At 66.4% G+C, this 18,694-nt stretch carries 17 protein-coding genes and 1 pseudogene; 11 read left to right on the forward strand and 7 right to left on the reverse strand.

Features of this window, described 5'->3' with window-relative positions:
- Positions 1-24 precede the first annotated feature (24 nt).
- Positions 25-1,287 carry a cytochrome P450 gene (locus POR01S_RS13385; RefSeq protein ID WP_042136387.1) on the forward strand — a complete coding sequence of 421 codons (1,263 nt, stop codon included), beginning with the start codon at positions 25-27 and terminating at the stop codon, positions 1,285-1,287.
- Here POR01S_RS13385 and POR01S_RS13390 read toward each other — a convergent pair.
- The 3 genes from POR01S_RS13390 to speB form a co-directional block, all read right to left on the reverse strand.
- On the reverse strand, positions 1,284-2,663 hold the full coding sequence (locus tag POR01S_RS13390; RefSeq protein ID WP_042136390.1) for a sodium:solute symporter family protein: 1,380 nt from the start codon (positions 2,661-2,663) through the stop codon (positions 1,284-1,286). The genes POR01S_RS13385 and POR01S_RS13390 overlap by 4 nt on opposite strands.
- A gap of 63 nt (positions 2,664-2,726) precedes the next feature.
- Positions 2,727-4,232, reverse strand: coding sequence for a purine-cytosine permease family protein (locus POR01S_RS13395; RefSeq protein WP_042136392.1), 1,506 nt, complete (start codon positions 4,230-4,232; stop codon positions 2,727-2,729).
- A gap of 137 nt (positions 4,233-4,369) precedes the next feature.
- Complete coding sequence (gene speB, locus POR01S_RS13400) at positions 4,370-5,320, reverse strand: agmatinase (protein WP_027601158.1); 951 nt, start codon at positions 5,318-5,320, stop codon at positions 4,370-4,372.
- Positions 5,321-5,455: 135 nt separating this feature from the next.
- Between speB and POR01S_RS13405 the strand changes: the two genes are divergently transcribed.
- From POR01S_RS13405 to POR01S_RS23850, 5 genes and pseudogenes are all read left to right on the forward strand, one after another.
- Positions 5,456-6,355 carry a LysR family transcriptional regulator gene (locus POR01S_RS13405; protein ID WP_042136393.1) on the forward strand — a complete coding sequence of 300 codons (900 nt, stop codon included), beginning with the start codon at positions 5,456-5,458 and terminating at the stop codon, positions 6,353-6,355.
- A 107-nt stretch (positions 6,356-6,462) separates the two neighbouring features.
- Positions 6,463-6,792: pseudogene (locus POR01S_RS24325) on the forward strand (PAS domain-containing protein); the annotation flags it as partial.
- Positions 6,793-6,885: 93 nt separating this feature from the next.
- Positions 6,886-8,028, forward strand: a complete 1,143-nt coding sequence (locus POR01S_RS13410; RefSeq protein ID WP_371100364.1) for a methyl-accepting chemotaxis protein — start codon at positions 6,886-6,888, stop codon at positions 8,026-8,028.
- A 61-nt stretch (positions 8,029-8,089) separates the two neighbouring features.
- Complete coding sequence (locus tag POR01S_RS13415) at positions 8,090-8,701, forward strand: tRNA-uridine aminocarboxypropyltransferase (RefSeq protein ID WP_042136396.1); 612 nt, start codon at positions 8,090-8,092, stop codon at positions 8,699-8,701.
- 59 nt (positions 8,702-8,760) lie between these two features.
- Positions 8,761-8,928: a hypothetical protein gene (locus POR01S_RS23850; RefSeq protein WP_007162289.1), complete on the forward strand. Its 168-nt coding sequence runs from the start codon at positions 8,761-8,763 to the stop codon at positions 8,926-8,928.
- 70 nt (positions 8,929-8,998) lie between these two features.
- Here the strand turns inward: POR01S_RS23850 and POR01S_RS13420 are convergent, their stop codons facing one another.
- Positions 8,999-9,397, reverse strand: coding sequence for a YbaN family protein (locus tag POR01S_RS13420; RefSeq protein ID WP_007162290.1), 399 nt, complete (start codon positions 9,395-9,397; stop codon positions 8,999-9,001).
- A gap of 3 nt (positions 9,398-9,400) precedes the next feature.
- Positions 9,401-9,985 carry a UPF0149 family protein gene (locus POR01S_RS13425; protein ID WP_007162291.1) on the reverse strand — a complete coding sequence of 195 codons (585 nt, stop codon included), beginning with the start codon at positions 9,983-9,985 and terminating at the stop codon, positions 9,401-9,403.
- A 162-nt stretch (positions 9,986-10,147) separates the two neighbouring features.
- Here POR01S_RS13425 and recQ point away from each other — a divergent pair, with 162 nt between their 5' ends.
- From recQ to POR01S_RS13440, 3 genes are all read left to right on the forward strand, one after another.
- Positions 10,148-12,286, forward strand: a complete 2,139-nt coding sequence (gene recQ, locus POR01S_RS13430) for a DNA helicase RecQ (protein ID WP_027601154.1) — start codon at positions 10,148-10,150, stop codon at positions 12,284-12,286.
- A 73-nt stretch (positions 12,287-12,359) separates the two neighbouring features.
- On the forward strand, positions 12,360-12,797 hold the full coding sequence (locus tag POR01S_RS13435; protein WP_007162293.1) for a MarR family transcriptional regulator: 438 nt from the start codon (positions 12,360-12,362) through the stop codon (positions 12,795-12,797).
- Positions 12,798-13,036: 239 nt separating this feature from the next.
- Positions 13,037-15,235: a FimV/HubP family polar landmark protein gene (locus POR01S_RS13440; RefSeq protein ID WP_042136399.1), complete on the forward strand. Its 2,199-nt coding sequence runs from the start codon at positions 13,037-13,039 to the stop codon at positions 15,233-15,235.
- On the opposite strand, the gene POR01S_RS13445 is transcribed toward POR01S_RS13440, so the two are convergent.
- Complete coding sequence (locus POR01S_RS13445; protein ID WP_042136401.1) at positions 15,236-17,434, reverse strand: patatin-like phospholipase family protein; 2,199 nt, start codon at positions 17,432-17,434, stop codon at positions 15,236-15,238.
- A gap of 71 nt (positions 17,435-17,505) precedes the next feature.
- On the opposite strand from POR01S_RS13445, the gene POR01S_RS13450 reads away from it, so the two are divergent.
- Positions 17,506-17,826, forward strand: coding sequence for an Rdx family protein (locus tag POR01S_RS13450; protein ID WP_042136403.1), 321 nt, complete (start codon positions 17,506-17,508; stop codon positions 17,824-17,826).
- Between the two features lie 2 nt (positions 17,827-17,828).
- Here the strand turns inward: POR01S_RS13450 and cspD are convergent, their stop codons facing one another.
- Positions 17,829-18,104 (reverse strand): cold shock domain-containing protein CspD, encoded by a 276-nt coding sequence (cspD, locus tag POR01S_RS13455; RefSeq protein WP_007162297.1) that lies wholly within the window; start codon positions 18,102-18,104, stop codon positions 17,829-17,831.
- 222 nt (positions 18,105-18,326) lie between these two features.
- Between cspD and clpS the strand changes: the two genes are divergently transcribed.
- Positions 18,327-18,683 (forward strand): ATP-dependent Clp protease adapter ClpS, encoded by a 357-nt coding sequence (gene clpS, locus POR01S_RS13460; RefSeq protein ID WP_007162298.1) that lies wholly within the window; start codon positions 18,327-18,329, stop codon positions 18,681-18,683.
- Positions 18,684-18,694 lie beyond the last annotated feature (11 nt).

An 18,694-nucleotide genomic window follows, 5' to 3' on the forward strand; every position in this document is an offset into this window, starting at 1 on the left:
TTCCGCTACCCTGGAGCCTCTCCGATGTCCATCCTGCCCAAGCTCCCGGCCTTCGATTCGAGCCTGGCACTGCTACGCGAGGGCTATGCCTTCATCAGCAATCGCTGTGAACGTCTGGAAAGCGATGTCTTCGCCACGCGCCTGCTGCTGCAGCCCACCCTCTGCCTGCGCGGCCCGGCGGCGGTCGAACTGTTCTATCGCGAAGAGCGCTTCAGCCGGGTGGATGCTGCGCCTCGTCAGCTGCGCAAGACGCTCTTCGGCGAAGGCGGCGTCCAGGGCCTGGACGGAGCGGCCCATCGCCAGCGCAAGGCACTCTTCGTCGACATCACCCGATCGACGCGGGTGGAAGTCTTGGTGACCCGGGCGGAACAGGAGTGGCACGCCAGACTGGCCAGCTGGCAGAGCCGCGGCGAGATCGTCCTGCTGGACGAATTGCATCGCCTCTATACCCGCGCGGTCTGCGACTGGGCGGGTGTCGCTCTGGACAGGGAGGAGGAAGGGCAGCGCTGTGCCGAGTTGGTCGCCCTGATCGAGGGCGGTGGCCGCGTGGGTCTGGGCAACCTGGGCGCCCGTCGCGCTCGACAGCGGCTGGAGCTCTGGCTCGGTCGCCAGGTCGAGCAGGCCCGCCAGCGGCCGGCGCCTGCCGGCAGCGCCCTGGCGCTGATCGCTCAGCACCGGGAAGCGGATGGCCAGCCGTTGTCGCCGCAGGTGGCCGCGGTGGAACTGCTCAATGTCTTGCGGCCGACGGTGGCCGTGGCACGCTTTTCCACCTTCGCCGCCCTGGCGCTGTACAAGCAGCCGGCCTGGCGCGAACGGCTGCGGGCCGATCCCGCCGCCCGGGTACCCTTTGCCCAGGAGGTACGACGCTTCTACGCCTTCTTTCCCTTCACCGTAGCGCGGGTACGGGAGAGCTTCGAGTGGCACGGCGTCGCCTTTCCCCGCGGCACGCGGGTCTTGCTCGATCTCTATGGCACCAACCGCGATCCGCGCAGCTGGTCACGTCCCGAGGTGTTCGATCCCACGCGTTTTCTCGCAGAACAGCCTCCGGAGGCCGCCTTCGTACCCCAGGGCGGCGGTGAGGTGGCCCACCAGCACCGCTGTCCGGGTGAGGGCATCGCCCTGGAACTCATGACCTCCGCCCTGCGCCTGCTGCTGCAGGACATGACCTACCAGGTACCGACCCAGGACCTGCGCATCGACCTGGCCCGGATGCCGATGCGCCCGGCCAGCGGCCTGATCCTGAGCGAGGTTCAGGCGGTGCAGCGGACGCGCAGTTCGGTCAGCTAGGCGGCCCGCGCCGCCACCTGGGAGCGCGCCGTGAGCAGACTCACCACCACGAAGCTGACCAGGCTCAGGCCGAGGCTGAAATAGATCGGCGTATTGGCCTCCAGGCCGTCCTTGAGCATGAAGACGATGGCCGCGCCGGAACCCAGCAGCATGCTGGCCAGGGCACCCGCCGTGGTGGCGCGCGGCCAGAGGATGGCCCCCAGCAGCGGCACCAGGATGCCACCTACCAGCAGGTTGTACGCCAGGGTCAGGGCGCCGATGACGTCATTGACCAGCAGCGCGATGGCGAGCACGGCGAGACCGGTGAGCAGGGTGAACAACCGGGCCATGCCCAGGGTCGAGGCCCGGCCGCCGCGCAGTCGCGGCAACAGGTCCTCGGTCAGGGTGGTGGAGGCCGCCAGCAGGCCGGCACTGGCGGTGGACATCATGGCGGCCAGGGCAGCGGCGATCACCAGGCCGCGGATGCCGTCCGGCAGGGCGCTGCGGACGATGGCGGCGAAGGCGTTGTTGGCGTCGGCGAGATCCGGCAGCAGCACCCGGGCGCACATGCCGATCAGTGCGCCCACCAGGCCGTAGATCACGCAATAGACGCCGGCCAGGCTGCCCGCCACGCGCGCCACGCCTTCGCTGCGCGCGGTGAGGACCCGCTGCCAGATGTCCTGGCCGATGAGGATGCCGAAGAAGTAGATCAGGAAGTAGGTGAAGATGGTGTCGTAGCCGAGGGTGGTCAGGGCGAAGGCGCTGGCCGGCAGCTTGGCCACCAGGGCATCCCAGCCACCGACCTGGGTCAGGCAGATCGGCAGCAGCACGAACATCAGGCCCGCGGTCTTGATGACGAACTGGACGATGTCGGTCAGCGTCAGGGACCACATGCCGCCGATGCTGGAATAGATCACCACCACGCTGCCACCGAGCAGGATGGCGCTCCAGAAGGGCAGCTCGAACAGCACCTGGATCACCGTGCCCATGGCCAGCACCGAGACCACGCTCAGCATCAGCGCATAGACGAACATGATGGCGGCGCTGGCCTGCCGGGCCAGGGGCGTATAGCGCCGTTCCAGCACCTGGGTCACGGTGTAGATGCGCAACTTCAGCAGGGGTTTGGCGAGAAACAGATTGAGCACCAGGATGCCACCACCCAGCATGGCGCACAGCCAGAAGCCGGACAGCCCGTGGACGTAGCCCAGGCGCACCGTGCCCACGGTGGCGGCGCCACCCAGCACCGTGGCGGCCATGGTGCCCAGGTAGCAGGCCGGGCCGAGGTTGCGACCGGCGACGAGGAATTCTTCCTGATTGCGGGCGCGGCGCATGCCGTACCAGCCAAGCAGGAGCATGGCCAGGGCGTAGGCCAGAACGACGGAAATATCCAGGAGCATGACGGAATCTCTTGCAGGACTAGACAGGGCCGGGCGCACCGACCCCGTGACAGGGTTCAGGTATCAGGCGGCGCGGATGCCCGGGAGCGCGGTGCGGGCACGACTGCGTCTGGAGCGTCGGGGGCCGGTCGGGCCATAGACGGCCGCCGGTTCCGGGAACAGCAGGAGCAGCAGCAGATAGAGCAGGGCGGCGCTGCCCAGGGCCAGCGGCAGGCTCAGGTCGATGCCGCCCGCCAGTTCACCCAGGGGCCCGACGAACTGACCGGGCAGATTGACGAAGGCGAGGCCGAGCAGGGCGCTGGGAATCCAGGCGCCCATGCCGCGCCAGTTCCAGCCATGGTGGAACCAGTAGCGGCCACCCTGCTCGCCGCGGGTGAACACCTGCAGATCGTCCGGGCAATAGAAGCCGCGGCGGACCACCAGCCCGAGGATCATGATCACCATCCAGGGGCTGGTGCAGGTCACGATCAGCACGGCAAAGGTGGAGACGCTCTGCACCAGGTTGAAGCTGAAGCGCCCGATGAAGATGAAGGCGATGGCCGCCAGCCCGATCAGCAGGGTCGCCCGTACCCGGGTCAGCAGCCGGGGTAGCACGCTGGAGAGATCCAGGCCGGTGCCATAGAGCGCGGTGGTGCCGGTGGACAGGCCACCGATGATCGCCAGCAGGCATACCGGCAGGAAGTACCAGGTGGGCGCGATGGCCAGCAGACCGCCCACATAGTTGTTTTGCGCGATGTAGTCGGGTGCCCTGGTCGCCACCAGCGAGGCGGTGGCCAGGCCGAATAGGAAGGGGATCAGGGTGGCGGTCTGGGCCGCGATCACCGCCAGCAGGATGCGCAGGCGGGGCGTCTGCCGCGGAATGTAGCGCGACCAGTCGCCGAGAAAGGCGCCAAAGGACACCGGATTGCTCATGGCCACCAGGGCCGCGCCGACAAAGGCTGCCCAGAAGCCCGGCTGACCCGCTTGCAGGGTGCCGGCGTAACCGGCGTCGAAACTGCCGGCGAAGGCCGGGATGCCGAGCAGGAACAGCAGGCTGGCACTGACCACGGCGATCTTGTTGACCCACAGCATGAAGCGAAAGCCATAGAGGCACACCGTCAGCACCAGCACGGCGAACAGCCCGTAGGCCAGCCCCAGGCTGAGCGCGTTCTCCGGCAGTCCGACCAGGCGCTGGGCACCGCCCACCAGGGCATCGCCGGAACTCCAGACCGACAGCGAAAAGAAGGCGATGGCGGTCAGCAGCGAGAGAAAGGAGCCGACGATACGGCCGTGGACGCCGAAATGGGCACCGGAGGAGACGGCGTTGTTGGTGCCGTTGAGCGCGCCGAACAGCCCCATGGGCGCGAGGATCAGGGCGCCACACAGGACCCCGCTCGCAATGGCCAGCACCCCGGCCTGGAAGGACAGGCCGAACAGGATCGGAAAGCTGCCGAGCACGGCGGTGGCGAAGGTGTTGGCCCCGCCAAAGATCAGGCGGAACAGGTCGAAGGGGGTGGCATGGCGTTCGTGGTCGGGAATCTGCTCGACGCCAAAGGTTTCGATACGGGTGATGCCGTCATGATGGTCCATGGATGACGCCTCGACACGGTTATACGCAGGCCGGACCCGCGTTCTTGTTGTCGGCGGACCAGGCGGTCCGCCGGTGTTCGGCAGCGAAAAGACAGCGGGTGGGCGACCGTCATGGCGGGTCGCCGCACCTTGGAGCGTCAGCGGTAGGCCACCCCCGGCAGCACGCAGAGCATCTCGTAGAGCAGGTTGGCGCCGAGCAGCGCGGTATTGCCGGTGGTGTCATAGGGCGGCGAGACCTCGACCAGGTCGCAGCCCACCAGCTCGAGGCCACGGCAGCCGCGGATGATCTCCAGCGCCTGGATGGTGGTCAGGCCGCCGATCTCCGGCGTGCCGGTCCCTGGCGCCCAGGCCGGGTCGATGCTGTCGATGTCATAGGACAGATACACCGGTCCGCCCCCGACTCGCTCGCGCACCTCGGCCATCAGCGGCGTCAGCGATCTGTGCCAGCATTCCTCGGCCTGCACCACCCGAAAGCCCTGCTCGCGGCACCAGTCGAAATCGTCGGCGGCGTAGCCCTGGGCGCGCAGGCCGATCTGCACCACCCGGTCGCAGTCGAGCAGGCCTTCCTCCACCGCGCGGCGGAAGGTGGTGCCATGGGCGATCTTCTCGCCGAACATGTGCTCGTTGACGTCGGCGTGGGCATCCACGTGCACCAGACCGATCTTGCCGTACTTCTTCTTCATGGCGCGCAGGATCGGCAGGGTCAGGGTGTGATCGCCGCCCAGGGTGAGGGGGATGACATCGTGCTCCAGCACCTGGTCGTAATGCGCCTCGATCAGGCGCACCGTATCGAGCAGATTGAAGGTATTGATGGCCACATCGCCCAGGTCGGCGACACTCAGGGAATCGAAGGGCGCCGCGCCGGTGGCCATGTTGTAGGGCCGGATCATCACCGATTCGCTGCGCAGCTGGCGCGGACCGAAGCGGGTGCCGGAGCGCAGCGAGGTGCCGATGTCCAGCGGGATGCCGATGAAGGCGGCATCGAGGCCTTGAGGGGAGGCAAGGTGGGGCAGTCGCAGCATGCTGGCGATGCCGCCGAAACGGGGCATCTCGTTGCCGCCCAGCGGCTGGTGCAGGATCTTTTCCACGGGTCATCCTCGTCGTAGTGATGTCCCGATTGTGCAAAGCCGATGGCGGCTGAAGAATCGGCCCGGGCAAAAAATCACTTCAGAGATTTCTGAACTAATGGCTAGACTGCCGGGCTGCGTCCACCGGAGTCCGCCATGGCCAATGCCCTCCACGACATCCGCCTGCTCAAGCTGTTCGCCTGCGTGGTCCGCCACCAGGGGTTCGCCGCGGCGCAGCAGGAATTGAACCTGTCCACCTCGGCCATCAGCACCTACATGAGCCAGCTGGAGGGTCAGCTCGGCGTCACCCTCTGTCATCGCGGCCGGGGCGGTTTCGCCCTGACCAGCAAGGGTGAACTCTTCCATCAGGAAACCCTGCGCATCCTGGGCGAGATCGAGGGCTTCGAACGCTATGCCACCACCCTCAGGGGCGAACTGAGCGGCACCCTCAACCTCGGCGTGCTGGATTCGCTGTCCAGCGAACCGGCATTGCCGCTGGCTCAGGCGATCGGCCGCTATACCCATGACTATCCCGGCGTGCATCTGCACCTGGCCGTGACCAGCCCCTATGAATTGCAGCTCGGCGTCCTGGAAGGACGGCTGGATCTCGCCGTGGGCGCCTTTTCCGCCCGTATGAACGGGGTGGTCTACCAGCCGCTGTATCGCGAGCAGCACTGGCTGTATTGCAGCGATCGGCATCCACTGTTCCAGGAGCGGCGCATCCCGGCCGAGATGATCACCCGCCAGCGGATGGTGCGACGCGGCTATTGGAGTCAGGCGGAGTTGGCTCGCCATGGCTTCAAGGAAAGCGCCGCCACCGTGGAAAGCATGGAAGCGCAGTTGATCCTCATTCTCTCGGGTGCCTATATCGGCTATCTCCCGGAGCACTATGTCCACGCCTGGGTCGACCAGGGACGGCTCAAGGCCCTGCAACCGGCCACCTTCGGCTATCAGGCGCCGTTCTCCCTCATCAGCCGTCGAGGGCGCGGAAAGGAGCCGCTTATCCAGAGTTTTCAGCGCATCCTTAAAGCCCAGATGCAACATGCCGATAGCTAGTATGACGATAACCAAATGGTTACCGTCGGCGCCTGTGACGGCAGTTGGCCACCATTGAACTGGTTGATGTCGCACGGAGTAGATAACCCGCTAGATAAGGCACCCGCATGCGCACGAATTTGCCGGTCACCCAGCAAGGCCGTACCTTCAAGGAAGAGGAACGACTCATCTCCACCACTGACCTGCAGGGGAACATCACCTACTGCAACGAGGCCTTCATCGCCATCAGTGGCTATACCCGGGAGGAGCTGATCGGCAGTCCGCACAATCTGGTGCGTCATCCCGACATGCCGCCGCCGGTGTTCGGCCACATGTGGGCGACCCTCAAGGAGGGCAAGCCGTGGATGGGCATCGTCAAGAATCGCTGCAAGAACGGTGATTTCTACTGGGTGAGCGCCTATGTCACCCCGATCCTCGAGCAGGGCCGGGTGATCGGTTACGAATCCGTGCGTTCGCTGCCCAGCGCCAGCGAAGTCCGTCGCGCCGGCGAACTCTATGCCCGCATCAATGCCGGCAAGGCCCCCGTGCCCATGACTCGCCGCCTGGGCAGCGCCATCGCCGCCTGCTGGTCGACGGTGGCAGCCACTGGCGTCATCCTCGGCGGCCACTTCCTGCTTGATGACACGTCTCAGGCGGTCCTCATCGTCGCGGCGCTGCTGGGTATCAGTGGCCATCAGCTGTATCGCCAACGCGCCAGCATCGAGCGCATCCTCGCCGATCATCCAAAGATGTTTTCCAGTGCCGTGGTCGCCCCGACCTACAGCGACCAGTGCGGCGCCCCGGCCCGCCTGGACCTGGCGCTGCACAGCGAAGCCGCGCGACTGCAGACGGCCCTGACCCGCCTGGCCGATGTCGGCGACAGCGTGCGCCTGAAGGCCCGCGAATCCTCCCAACTGGCCCAGTCCGAGGCCGAATTGCTGGATCAGCAGCGCCATGAGACCGACCAGTCCGCCGCTGCCATCACCCAGATGACTTCCACCATCCACGAGGTCTCGCAGAACGTCCAGGAGACCGCCCAGGCCGCCGCCAATGCCGAGAGCCTGGTGCATTCCGGGCGGGACAAGGCCGAAGAGAGCCTGACGTCCATGCGCGAACTCGGCGCGGCGGTCAGCGACATCGGTCAGGCCGTTGGCGAGCTGGCGAACTCGACCCAGAGCATCGGCAGCGTTGCCGACGTCATCACCGCCATCGCCGAACAGACCAACCTGCTGGCGCTCAACGCCGCCATCGAGGCCGCCCGCGCCGGCGAAGCCGGTCGTGGTTTCGCCGTGGTGGCCGACGAGGTCCGCTCGCTGGCCTCGCGCACCCGCGAATCCACCGAACAGATCCACCAGATCATCGCCAATCTGCAGGCCAATGCCGACCGCGCCGTGGCCACCGCCAGTCGTGGCGAAGAGACCTCGCGCCAGAGCGAACGTCACTCGGCAGCGGTACGCGAATCCCTGGAAGGCATCAGTGCCTCGGTCAGCCTCATCACCGCCATGAGCCAGCAAATGGCCACCGCGGTGGAAGAGCAGAGTCACGTGTCCGAGGACATCAACCGCCAGATCAGCCGCATCGCCGATCTCTCCGACCACAGCTCGGCCCAGGCCCGTCGTGGCTCGGAACTGAGTCGCGAACTGGAAGGCATGGCCGACTACCTGCACGATCTCACCGCGCGCTTCAATCGCTAGGGCGGAGCAGGGCGGCGGCGATCCGGTATGATCGCCGCCCCGATTCGCTCCGGAAGCCCTGATGTCCCGTCCCGCCTGCGCCCGCTGCCAGCGTCCCCTGTCGCTCTGCCTGTGCGCGCTGATTCCTGCCCTGGCCAGTCGCACCCGGGTGCTGCTGCTGCAGCATCCCAGCGAGCGGCGCCATCCGCTCAACACGGCGCGCCTGGCCGCCCTGGGGCTCGACAATGCGCAGCTGGAGATTGGCGAGTCCTTTCCCGACCTGCCGCTCTGGCTCGCTGACCATGACGCCTGGCTGCTGTTTCCCGGACCCGAGGCGGTCACGGTCGATCTGTTGCCGCCTGCTGCCGTGACCAAAGCGCCACGGCTGCTGGTGATTCCCGACGGCACCTGGCGCAAGGCGCGCTTGCTGCTGCACGCCAATCCGCTGCTGGCGGCCCTGCCCAGGCTTACCCTGCCGCCTGGCGCACCCTCGCGCTATCGGGTGCGCAAGGCCCCGGCGCCGGATGCGCTGTCGACGGTGGAGGCCGTGGTCGCGGCGTTGAATGCGCTGGAGGCGCCGCGCCGCTTCGATGCCTTGCTGGCACCCTTCGAGGCGCTGATCGACGGCCAGATCGCCGCCATGGGGCCGGAAACCTTTGCACGCAATCATGGCGGCGCAGAGCCGCGCGACTGAGGGAATTACCCGGGTGCCGGACCACTCTACCTAGAGAGAGTCAGCAGAGGAGTCACCCCATGTCCCGCTTCCCGATCCGCCAGCACGACGAATTCGCCAGCCTTGCCATGCCCCGCGCTGGCGGTGAACCCGATCAGCCCGATCCGGCGCCCATCCAGCCCAGCGAGCCGGGCGAGCCCACCGTCCCCGATCAGGCACCGCCGACCCCCATGGCCAGAGCCGCCTGAGCGCCGCTGCGTTTCCCATGAAAAAAGGGCGATCATCACTGATCGCCCTTTTTTCACGCCGGTCGCGCGGCTAGCGCCGGGTCTTCTGCCGGAGCAGGTAGACCGTCACCGCCGCGCAGCTGGTGAAGGCCGCTACCCGTGCCCAGACGTAGGGCACCAGCCAGCAGGAAAAGCCCACGCTGATCCACATGGCGACGATGGCGTAGACCTTGCCCTTGAGCGGGATGCCTTCGCCTTCCAGATAGGGCTTGACCCATGGCCCCAGCCATTTGTGGTTGATCAGCCACAGATAGAAGCGCTCCGAACTGCGCATGAAGCAGGCCGCGGCCAGGAGCAGGAAGGGCGTGGTGGGCAGCAAGGGCAGAAAGGCGCCGATGATGCCCAGGGCCACGCTGAGCCAGCCGAGGCCCAGCAGCAGGTAGCGGACCCAGCCCTTGCGCTGGCGGGGTCTGGGGGTGGCCTCGTCCATCGCTCAGTGACGCGGCTTGAGCAGCGCCGGCTTTTCTTCGGGGGAATGGCAGAGCAGGAACAGCTGGGTCAGCAATTCCGGGATCTGCACCATCATGTCGGCGACCAGGCGACGGTCCTGGGCGATTTCGGAGAACTCCGGCTGTTCGTCGAACAGACCCGAACCCACCATGATCGGCAGCAGCAGCTCGCTGACCTCGTCTTCGGCGTCTTCGAACCACACGGCTTCGCGCAGGAACACGCCTTCCATGAAGCCGATGCACCAGCCGCGCAGTTCGGAGTCGTCCGGCTCGGGGCCGAGATCCAGGTCGCAGGGCAGGTCCAGCTCTTCGTCACTGCCCAGCACGCGTAGGATATGCGCCTTGAGCTGCACCAGGGAGCGCTCGATCTCCTCCTGCTGGGCGGCGTCGCGATACTGCGGCGGCTCGGCGAAGAGGGCGTCGATCCACTCGCGTTCGGGAACCTCTTCCGGGCAGATGGACAGGGCGGTCAGGTAGCCATGGGCGGCTACGTAGTCGAGCGCTTCTTCGTGCAGATCGTCTGCATCGAGAAAATCGCGCAGACGGGTCAATTGTTCGGCGAAGGACATCGGCTACTTACCTCGGAAAGGATTCGAAAGGGCAGAACGGCCGGAATTGTAGACGAGCGCCCCGGTCACGTCGAACCTGACGGCCCGGCGCCGGCCGACGGAAAAGCACCGCCGCAGCGACCTCGGCATCCGTATAATGGCCGTTCCATTCGAGGAGGCTTCATGTCAGAACCTGCGCTGCGCATCCTTAAAGACGTCTTTGGCTACGACGCGTTCCGTGGCAACCAGGCCCGGATCATCGAGCGCGTGGCCAGCGGTGGCGATGCGCTGGTGCTGATGCCCACGGGCGGCGGCAAGTCCCTGTGCTACCAGGTGCCGGCCCTGCTGCGGCCCGGCGTGGCCGTGGTGGTCTCGCCGCTGATCGCGCTGATGGACGACCAGGTCGCCACCCTGCTGGAACTGGGCGTGTCGGCGACCGCGCTCAACTCCACCATGACCGGCGAACAGCAAAGAGCCGTCGCTGCGCAGCTGGAGCGCGGCGAGATCAAGCTGCTTTATCTCGCACCCGAGCGCCTGGTCCAGCCGCGCATGCTGGATTTCCTCAAGCGCCTGCCGATCGCCCTGTTCGCCATCGACGAAGCCCACTGCGTGTCCCAGTGGGGCCATGACTTCCGCCCGGAATACATGCAGCTCGGTCAGCTGGCCGAACACTTTCCCGGCGTGCCGCGCCTGGCGCTCACCGCCACCGCGGATTCCCGTACCCGCGAAGAGATGGCCAGCCGCCTGCACCTGGAGCAGGCCGAGCGCTTTCTCTCCAGCTTCGACCGACCCAACATCTTCTATCGCATCGTGCCCAAGGAGTCGCCACGCAAGCAGCTGCTGGCCTTTCTGGCCGAGCGTCGCGGCGATGCCGGCATCGTCTACTGCATGTCGCGCAAGAAGGTGGAGGAGGTGGCCGAGCAGCTCAGCAACCAGGGTTTTCCGGCCTTGCCCTATCACGCCGGCCTGCCCAATGACGTGCGCGCCGCCAACCAGAAGCGTTTCCTCAACGAGGAAGGGCTGATCATGGTCGCCACCATCGCCTTCGGCATGGGCATCGACAAGCCCAACGTGCGCTTCGTTGCCCACCTCGATCTGCCCAAGAGCCTGGAAGCCTACTACCAGGAAACCGGGCGTGCCGGCCGTGACGGCCTGCCGGCCGACGCCTGGATGGCCTACGGCCTGCAGGACGTGCTGCTGCTGCGGCAAATGATGCAGAACTCCGAAGGCGACGAGCGCCACAAACGCATCGAGCGGCACAAGCTCGAAGCCATGCTGGCATTGTGCGAAGAAACCCGCTGCCGGCGCCAGGTGCTGTTGGCCTATTTCGACGAGCACCTGCCCCAGCCCTGCGGCCATTGCGACAACTGCATCGACACCGTGGAGACCTGGGACGCCACCGAACCGGCGCGCCAGGCGCTGTCGGCCATCTACCGCAGCGGTCAGCGCTATGGGGTAGGGCACCTGGTCGACATCCTGCTCGGTCGGGAAACCGAAAAGATCGTGAGCCTCGGCCATCAGCGCCTGGCCGTGTTCGGCCTGGGCAAGGCCCGCGGCGAAGACGAATGGCGCACCCTGTTCCGCCAGCTGGTCGCCCGTGGCCTGGCCGAGGTGGATGTCGACGGGTTCGGCGGCCTGCGCCTGACCGAAAGCTGCCGCCCCCTGCTGCGCGGCGAAGTGCGCATCGAATTGCGCCGTGATCCCAAGCCCCAGCGCGGGCGGGGCAGCAGTGGCAGTGGTTCGGCCAGTGCCGCCAGCCAGTTGGTGCGCGCCGACGAACGCGAACTCTGGGAGGTCTTGCGCACCCTGAGACGCAAGCTGGCCGAGGAGCACTCGGTGCCGCCCTATGTGATCTTCCCCGACGCCACCCTGCTGGAGATGCTGCGCAGCCAGCCGCGCTCGCTGGACGAGATGAGCCGGGTCAGCGGCGTGGGCGCGCGCAAGCTGGAGCGCTATGGCCAGGCCTTTCTCGACGCGCTCAATGACGGCGACGCCGCGCCCGCGCCGGTCGCCGACGTGCGCCACGAGGTGCTGACCCTGGTACGCGCCGGGATGACGCCCGAGCAGGCGGCGCGCCAGCTCAATTGCTCGGAAAAGAATGTCTATGCACTATTGGCCGAGGCCATCGCCGGGCAGCAGATCGCCCTGGAGCAGGCCCTGGACCTGCCAGAGGATCTGCTGGCGGAAATCCAGGATGCCTTCCTCGAAGATGAGGGCGAATTGCCGCCGGTAGCCCAGGTCGCCGCGCGCTTCGAAGGGCGGGTGGCGGCGGGTGCGCTGTACTGCGTGCGGGCAGCCCTGCAGGCGGAATTGGCGGACTAGCGAGGCGCGGCGGTTGCCCCGCCATGCCGGTAAACAGAATAATGAGAAAATCCAAGTACAAGGTTTAGCCTGAATGACCCCTACCGATCCACACCTGTTTGGCCGCCAGATCTTCCACGTGTCCCGTGCCTGGCGCGCCGAGCTCGACCGGCGCCTGAGTCATCTGGGGCTGTCTCAGGCGCGTTGGCAGGTATTGCTGAACCTGGCGCGGATGAAGGGCGTCCAGCCCACCCAGCGTGAGCTCGCCCAGAGCATCAGCATCGAGGGGCCGACCCTGGCACGGCTGCTGGACGGTCTGGAAAAGCAGGGGCTGGTCAAGCGCCTGGCGGTTACCGAGGACCGGCGTGCCAAGCGCATCATGCTGACCCAGGAGGCCGGTCCGCTGATCGAGAAGATCGAGACCATCGCCGAAGCCCTGCGCAAGGAGCTGCTCAGCGGCCTGGACGACGAAGAGATCGCCATCTGCCAACAGGTACACCAGCGCGTCCTGGCCAATCTCGAGCGCGGTTGACTGCCGTCTGGCGGCTTGCCCCGCGCGGGTAGCGCCCCCCGCCGTCAACACCCGCTTCGGCCGAGGCGTCTGGGTCGCCTATCGCGCCCAGTCGCCTTCGCGGTGGGCTTTTCGGCGCGTGCGGCCATCGGTTTGCCGTCTGTCGGTATCGATGCTACGTTCCAGCGTAGCGGAGGCGATTTTTGTGAGCCACCGCGCTAAAACACCGGTTTACTCGAATACCTGACGCAGCGGTATCCATGGTCGCGAAACGCCGTCCCCTTGCCTTTGTCATCCTGTCGGCCGCCGCGCTGACCACTCTTCCTCAAGCGGCGCTCGCGCTCGGCCTGGGGGGCATCACCCTGCAGTCCGCTCTGAACGAGCCCCTGCGCGCGCGGATCGAGCTGGTCAATATCGGCGATGCCGATGCCGGGGACTTCCGCATCCACCTGGCGGCGAACGAGGCGTTCGCCCAGGCTGGCGTGGACCGCACCCAGTTCCTCGATGACCTGGTATTCACCCCGCACCTGCGCACGGCGGCCGGCAGCTACATCGAGGTCACCTCGCGCCGCTCGCTGGTCGAGCCCTATCTCGGCTTCATCGTTCAGCTGGAACAGCCAGGCGGCAAGCAGCTGCGCGAATTCACCCTGCTGGTGGATCCCCCGCGCAGCGGTGGCGCCCCTACCAGCGTCGCCAGTACGGCGCCGGCGCGGGTCCAGGCTGCACCCGCGCGCGCCGCCGCTGCGGCCCCCGCCACGGGCTCGATGGCTCGACAAGCCGTTTCGGCGCCGCGCCAGGGGCTGGCACCTTCGCCGGATCTGGCTGCCGGGGAAGGCGTCTACCAGACGCGTCCCAAGGACACCCTCTGGAGCATTTCCAAGCGCCTGGGGCCCATGGCGAACCGGTCGGCGGAGCAGCTCATGGCCGATCTGTTCGCGCTCAATCCGGCGTCCTTCGCCAACAACGATCCCGGGCGACTCAAGGCGGGGCAGCGCCTGCGGCTACCGGTGGGGGTCAGCGAGCCTGCGCCGCGGCAACCCGTGGTGGCCAAGACCGCCCCATCGCCGGCGCCCACCCCGGTGCCCGCGGCACCGGTCGCCGCCGCGCCGGTGCTGGCACCTGCACCCGCGGCCTCGGCAGCCGCACCAGCGCCCGTCGCGGCCCCAGCCCCGGCAAGCGAAGGGGCGGCGCCACCCGTAACGGCGCCGCAGCCCGCCGCAAGCCCTGCCGAGGACACCAAGCCGCTGCTGGTGACCCAGGACCTGGGTCGGCAGGTCGGCGATCTGGAGGGTCAGCTCACCCAGCTGCAGGAGCGCTACGACGCGCTGCTGGCGCAGAAAGAGGCGATGATCGAACAGCTTCAGCAGGACCGTGACGGTCTGCAGCAGCAGTTGAAGCAGGCGCGTTCGGTGGCCCTGGCCGCGCCGACGCCGGTAGGCACCCCCGCGGCACCTGCAACGCCAGCGCCGCAGGCGGCACCCGTTGTGGGTTCCACGTCCGACAGCGCCGACGAAGGCCTGCTGTCCCTGCGCTCGCTGTTGCTGGCTGGCGCCGCGGCCATTCTGGCCCTGGCCGGGGTGCTCTGGTGGCGTCGGCGCCAGGCCGAAGAGGCTGCTGTCGACGTGGAGGACGAGGTCGAGCAGCTCGACAGGGCGGAGCCCCTGCCCGAGCCCGTTCTGGCCGCTACCCAGCCGGTGCCTGCCAAGGCCAGGCCGGCGACCGTCGCCAGCCCGGCGCCGGTCGACGATCATGCCGGTCGTGCGGAGATCTACATCGCCTATGGCCGTTACGGCCAGGCGCGAGAAGTGCTGGAAAGCGGTCTCGCCGAAGACGATCGGCGGCAGGATCTGCGGCTGCTGCTGCTCCGGGTACTGGCCACCCTGGGCGAGGCCCAGGCGTTCCGGCAGCACGAACAGCGCTTTCTCGCGCTGGGCGGCGTGGCGGCGAGCCTGGCAGTGCTGCATGCCCAGTTTCCCGGGATGTCCGCCGAACCGGTGGACCCCCTGCTGGAAGATGATCTGGACCTCGACCTGCCGGCGTTCGACGCGCCAGCGAGCGAGTGGTCGGCGGAATTGCAATTCGCCGAGCCGGCGGCGCCTGCCCCGGTGACCGAAGAGCACTATGACCTGGATCTGGCCGACCTCAGTCTCGATGAGGCCATTGCCCTGACCGAGGAGCTGGATGCCGATTCCGGGTGGAAGCAGGTCGATGCCCTGGAGGTCAGCCTCGAGGACGACTTCCCCGAAGGCCTGGGCGAGTTGCCGGCGGTCATGGAGCTGGACCTGAGTCTCGACGAGCACTTCATGGCCGACACCATCGCCCGGCGGTTCGCCGAGGCCGAGGCCTGTCTCGACCAGGGCGACGTCCAGCACGCGACCTCGTTGCTGCAGGAGATCGTCAGCGAGGGCAGCGACAGTCAGCGCGAGCGGGCCGAGATCCTGCTGTCCCGCATCGCCTGATCAGAAGCTGTTGCCCAGGTTGATGTAGAAGGCGTGCTCGCCCTGGTCGCTCAGGCCATAGGTGAACTTGAGCGGCCCCAGTGGCGTATCCAGGCCGAGGAACAGGCTGGCTGCGCTGATGTTGCCGCTGTCGTAGTCGTCGTCGCGGTTCCAGATCCGCCCCTGCTCCAGGCTGCCACCCAGGTACACCGGGGTGTCCAGTGGGAACAGCGAGCGTTGCGTGAGCTGGTGGTAATAGATCAGCCGCGCCAGACCGTAGTTCTGCCCGGACAGGGCGTCCTGCCGATAGCCCGAGAGCTGCCAGGCTCCGCCCAGCAGGAAGCTGCTGGTCACCACATTGGTGTCGCTGTCGGTCGATAGGGTGCGGCCCAGACCGCCACCCAGCACGAAGGTGTTGTAGCCGTAGCTGAGCGCCTTGTTCAGGTGCAGATCCAGCTGACGATATCGCGAATCCGAGCCCAGGCTCGGATCGAATTGCTTGAGCGTCAAGGCCAGGTCCTGGCCCTCGCGCGGGAAGTTCACGTCGTCCAGATCGTCCAGCGAATAGCGCAATACGTAGAAGCCTTCGGTAAAGGACTCCTCGGGTGTCTCTCGCGGGCCGACGTGCACCTTGGTGCTGCCCCAGTCGTGGCCGATGCCCAGGCGTATCTCGGCCTTGTTGCCGATCTGCCTACCCACGTTCAGGCCGAAGCCATAGCGTTCGCGGCGGTATTCGGCGATGGGGTCGTTGCGTTCCAGCTGTTCGATGTTGCGCGCCTCGCCGCCGATATAGGGGGCGATGAAATAGCGTGAGCCGACGTCCAGCGGCTGGTAGAACTCGCTGTAGAGCTCCTGGTGATCGCCGATCTGCACCCGCGTCAGCCATTCGCCACCCAGGCGATTGAGGCCATTGATGCGATAGCTGGCACCGAAGTTGAAGGCGCTGTCGCCTCGCAGGTCATCCGACAGATTCAGGCCCAGCCGCAGGAAGTCCGTGCCGCTGCGCTTGCCGCGGGCGTAGATCACCAGCACGTTGTCACCGGGGCCATCCCGGCGGATGCGGTATTCCACCTGGTCGAAGTAGTCCAGGCCATAGAGGGTGCTCATGTCATCCTGCAGGCGCTCGACATTGAGCGGTTCGCCCAGGCGCTGGCGGATGTAGTGGCGGATGACCTCGTCCTCGACCTTGGAATCGTTTTCGATGCGGATGGCGTCGATGACCGGGGTGCGGCTGCTAGGTGCACGCGCGGCCGCCACCGCGGTGGTGCGTTCGTTCTTCGCGTCCTTGCGCAGCACCGCGAGCTCGCCGGCCATGGCCATCGTCGCCCGGTAGCCCGCATCGATCAGCGCCTTGACCTCGCTGAAGTCGGCGCTGGTATAGCTGGCCAGCGGCGGCTGGATCAGCAGGTCCTGCTTGCCCAGGGTCGCCAGTTGCGCCTGGGAGTTGTTGCGGGTCATCAGGGTGGTGGACTGATTGAGCACGTCCAGCACCGTGGTCAGGTCCTTGCGCTTGAGCAGCGCGGTGCCGATGTCGACCACCACCACCCGCTGCGCGCCCATGTCCCGCGCCACGTCGATGGGGATGTTGTCGACCATGCCGCCGTCCACCAGCAGCCGACCGTCGATCTCCACCGGGGCGAACACCGCCGGAATCGACATGCTGGCGCGGATGGCCCGGGGCAGGTGGCCGTGGTCGAACACCACCTTCTCGCCGGTGGTGATGTCCGTGGCCACGGCGCGGAAGGGGATGGCCAACTGGTTGAAATCCCGGGTGTCGCTGGTATGCACGAACAGCTTTTCCAGCATCATCCCCAGGTTCTGGCCCTGGATCACCCCGATCGGCAGGCCCAGGGTGCCATCGTCGCGAAAGCTCAGCTTCTGCTTGACCAGGAAATCGCGGTCATCCTGCTTGCGCCTGAAGGGCACGTCCTTGCGTGGCGGCTGGTCGGAAAGCACCTGGCCCCAATCCATGTCCAGCGCGATGCGTTCCAGTTCCTCGGCGCTGTAGCCGGCGGCATAGAGACCACCGATCACCGCGCCCATGCTGGTGCCGGCGATGGCGTCGACCTGGATGCCCTGTTCCTCCAGCGCCTTGAGCACGCCGATATGCGCCAGCCCCCGGGCCGCGCCGCCGGACAGCACCAGTCCCACCTTGGGCGGTGGCGCACCCCAGGCCAGGGCGGACAGCAGAAGGCAGACTACGGGCAGCAACAGGCGCATAGGACGGACCACATGGCGGACGGGATCGAGGGCTGCGTATTATAGGGAGCCCAGGCCTTGCGAGGTGTACCGTGGCGAACGCCAAACCTGTCATCACCATCCATTACTGCACCCAGTGCCAATGGCTGCTGCGCTCGGGGTGGCTGGCTCAGGAGCTGCTCAGCACCTTTGGTACCGATCTGGGTGGGGTGACGCTGCTACCGGGGACCGGTGGTGTGTTCGAGATCGCCTGTGGCGGGGAGGTGCTCTGGGAGCGCAAGCGGGATGGCGGCTTTCCCGATGCCAGAACGCTGAAGAACCGGGTCAGGGACCTGGTGTTTCCGGAGCGCGATCTGGGGCACGGCGAGGGACAGCGGCGCGAAGGCGGGGATGGCGCCCCCGAAGGGGCGTGAGATCAGGCTTCCGAGCTGACCGTATCCCGTACATCGAGGGTATTGGTGACTGGCGCTGCGGCGGGTGCGCTCACTTCGGCCGCGCGAATCTCGACGGCGTGCAGGCCCTTGGGACCCTGAACGATGTTGAAGTTGACCGCCTGGCCCGCCTTGAGTGTGCGGTAACCGTCCATCTGAATGGCCGAGTAATGAGCGAATAGGTCTTCATCACTGTTATCTGCAACGATGAAGCCATATCCTTTGGCGTTGTTGAACCATTTGACCTTGCCACTGAGCATACCGGCTCCCTCTGCAAAGGACTCCAAGCCTGGAGTATCATTCGACTACAGTTCCAGTGAATCCACACAGACGCCACTACAACGGAACCCTTGGTACCTCGTCGGGTACAGGATGTTTGTAACACCCTTTCAGTCTTAGTCAAGGCAAGGCACTAGGCGGCTGAGACGTGGATCAAGCTCTTTTTTTCCTGCTATTCATCCCGTAATTCGGAATCGATCAGAATGCGTGTAATCGACCCCATCCGACTGGCGGCGGACGACAACGAACATCAGGACGGCGACAACGGTGGCCTGGCGGTGCAGGAAGCCAAACCTGCACTAAAACGGCCAGCCAGATATCGCGTTCTGATGTATAACGATGACTACACCCCGATGGAGTTCGTCGTCGAGGTGCTGGAACGCTACTTCAGCATGAACCGCGAAGCGGCTACCCAGGTGATGCTCACTGTGCATACTCAGGGAAAGGCGGTCTGCGGAACATTTACTCGCGATGTCGCTGAAACCAAGGCCATGCAAGTCAATCAATATGCGAGGGAGTGCAACCACCCGCTGCTGTGTGAAATCGAAATCGAAAGTTAGATCTGTGCTGC

Origin of the sequence: Pseudomonas oryzihabitans NBRC 102199, from assembly GCF_000730625.1 — a bacterium.
Taxonomy (GTDB): domain Bacteria; phylum Pseudomonadota; class Gammaproteobacteria; order Pseudomonadales; family Pseudomonadaceae; genus Chryseomonas; species Chryseomonas oryzihabitans.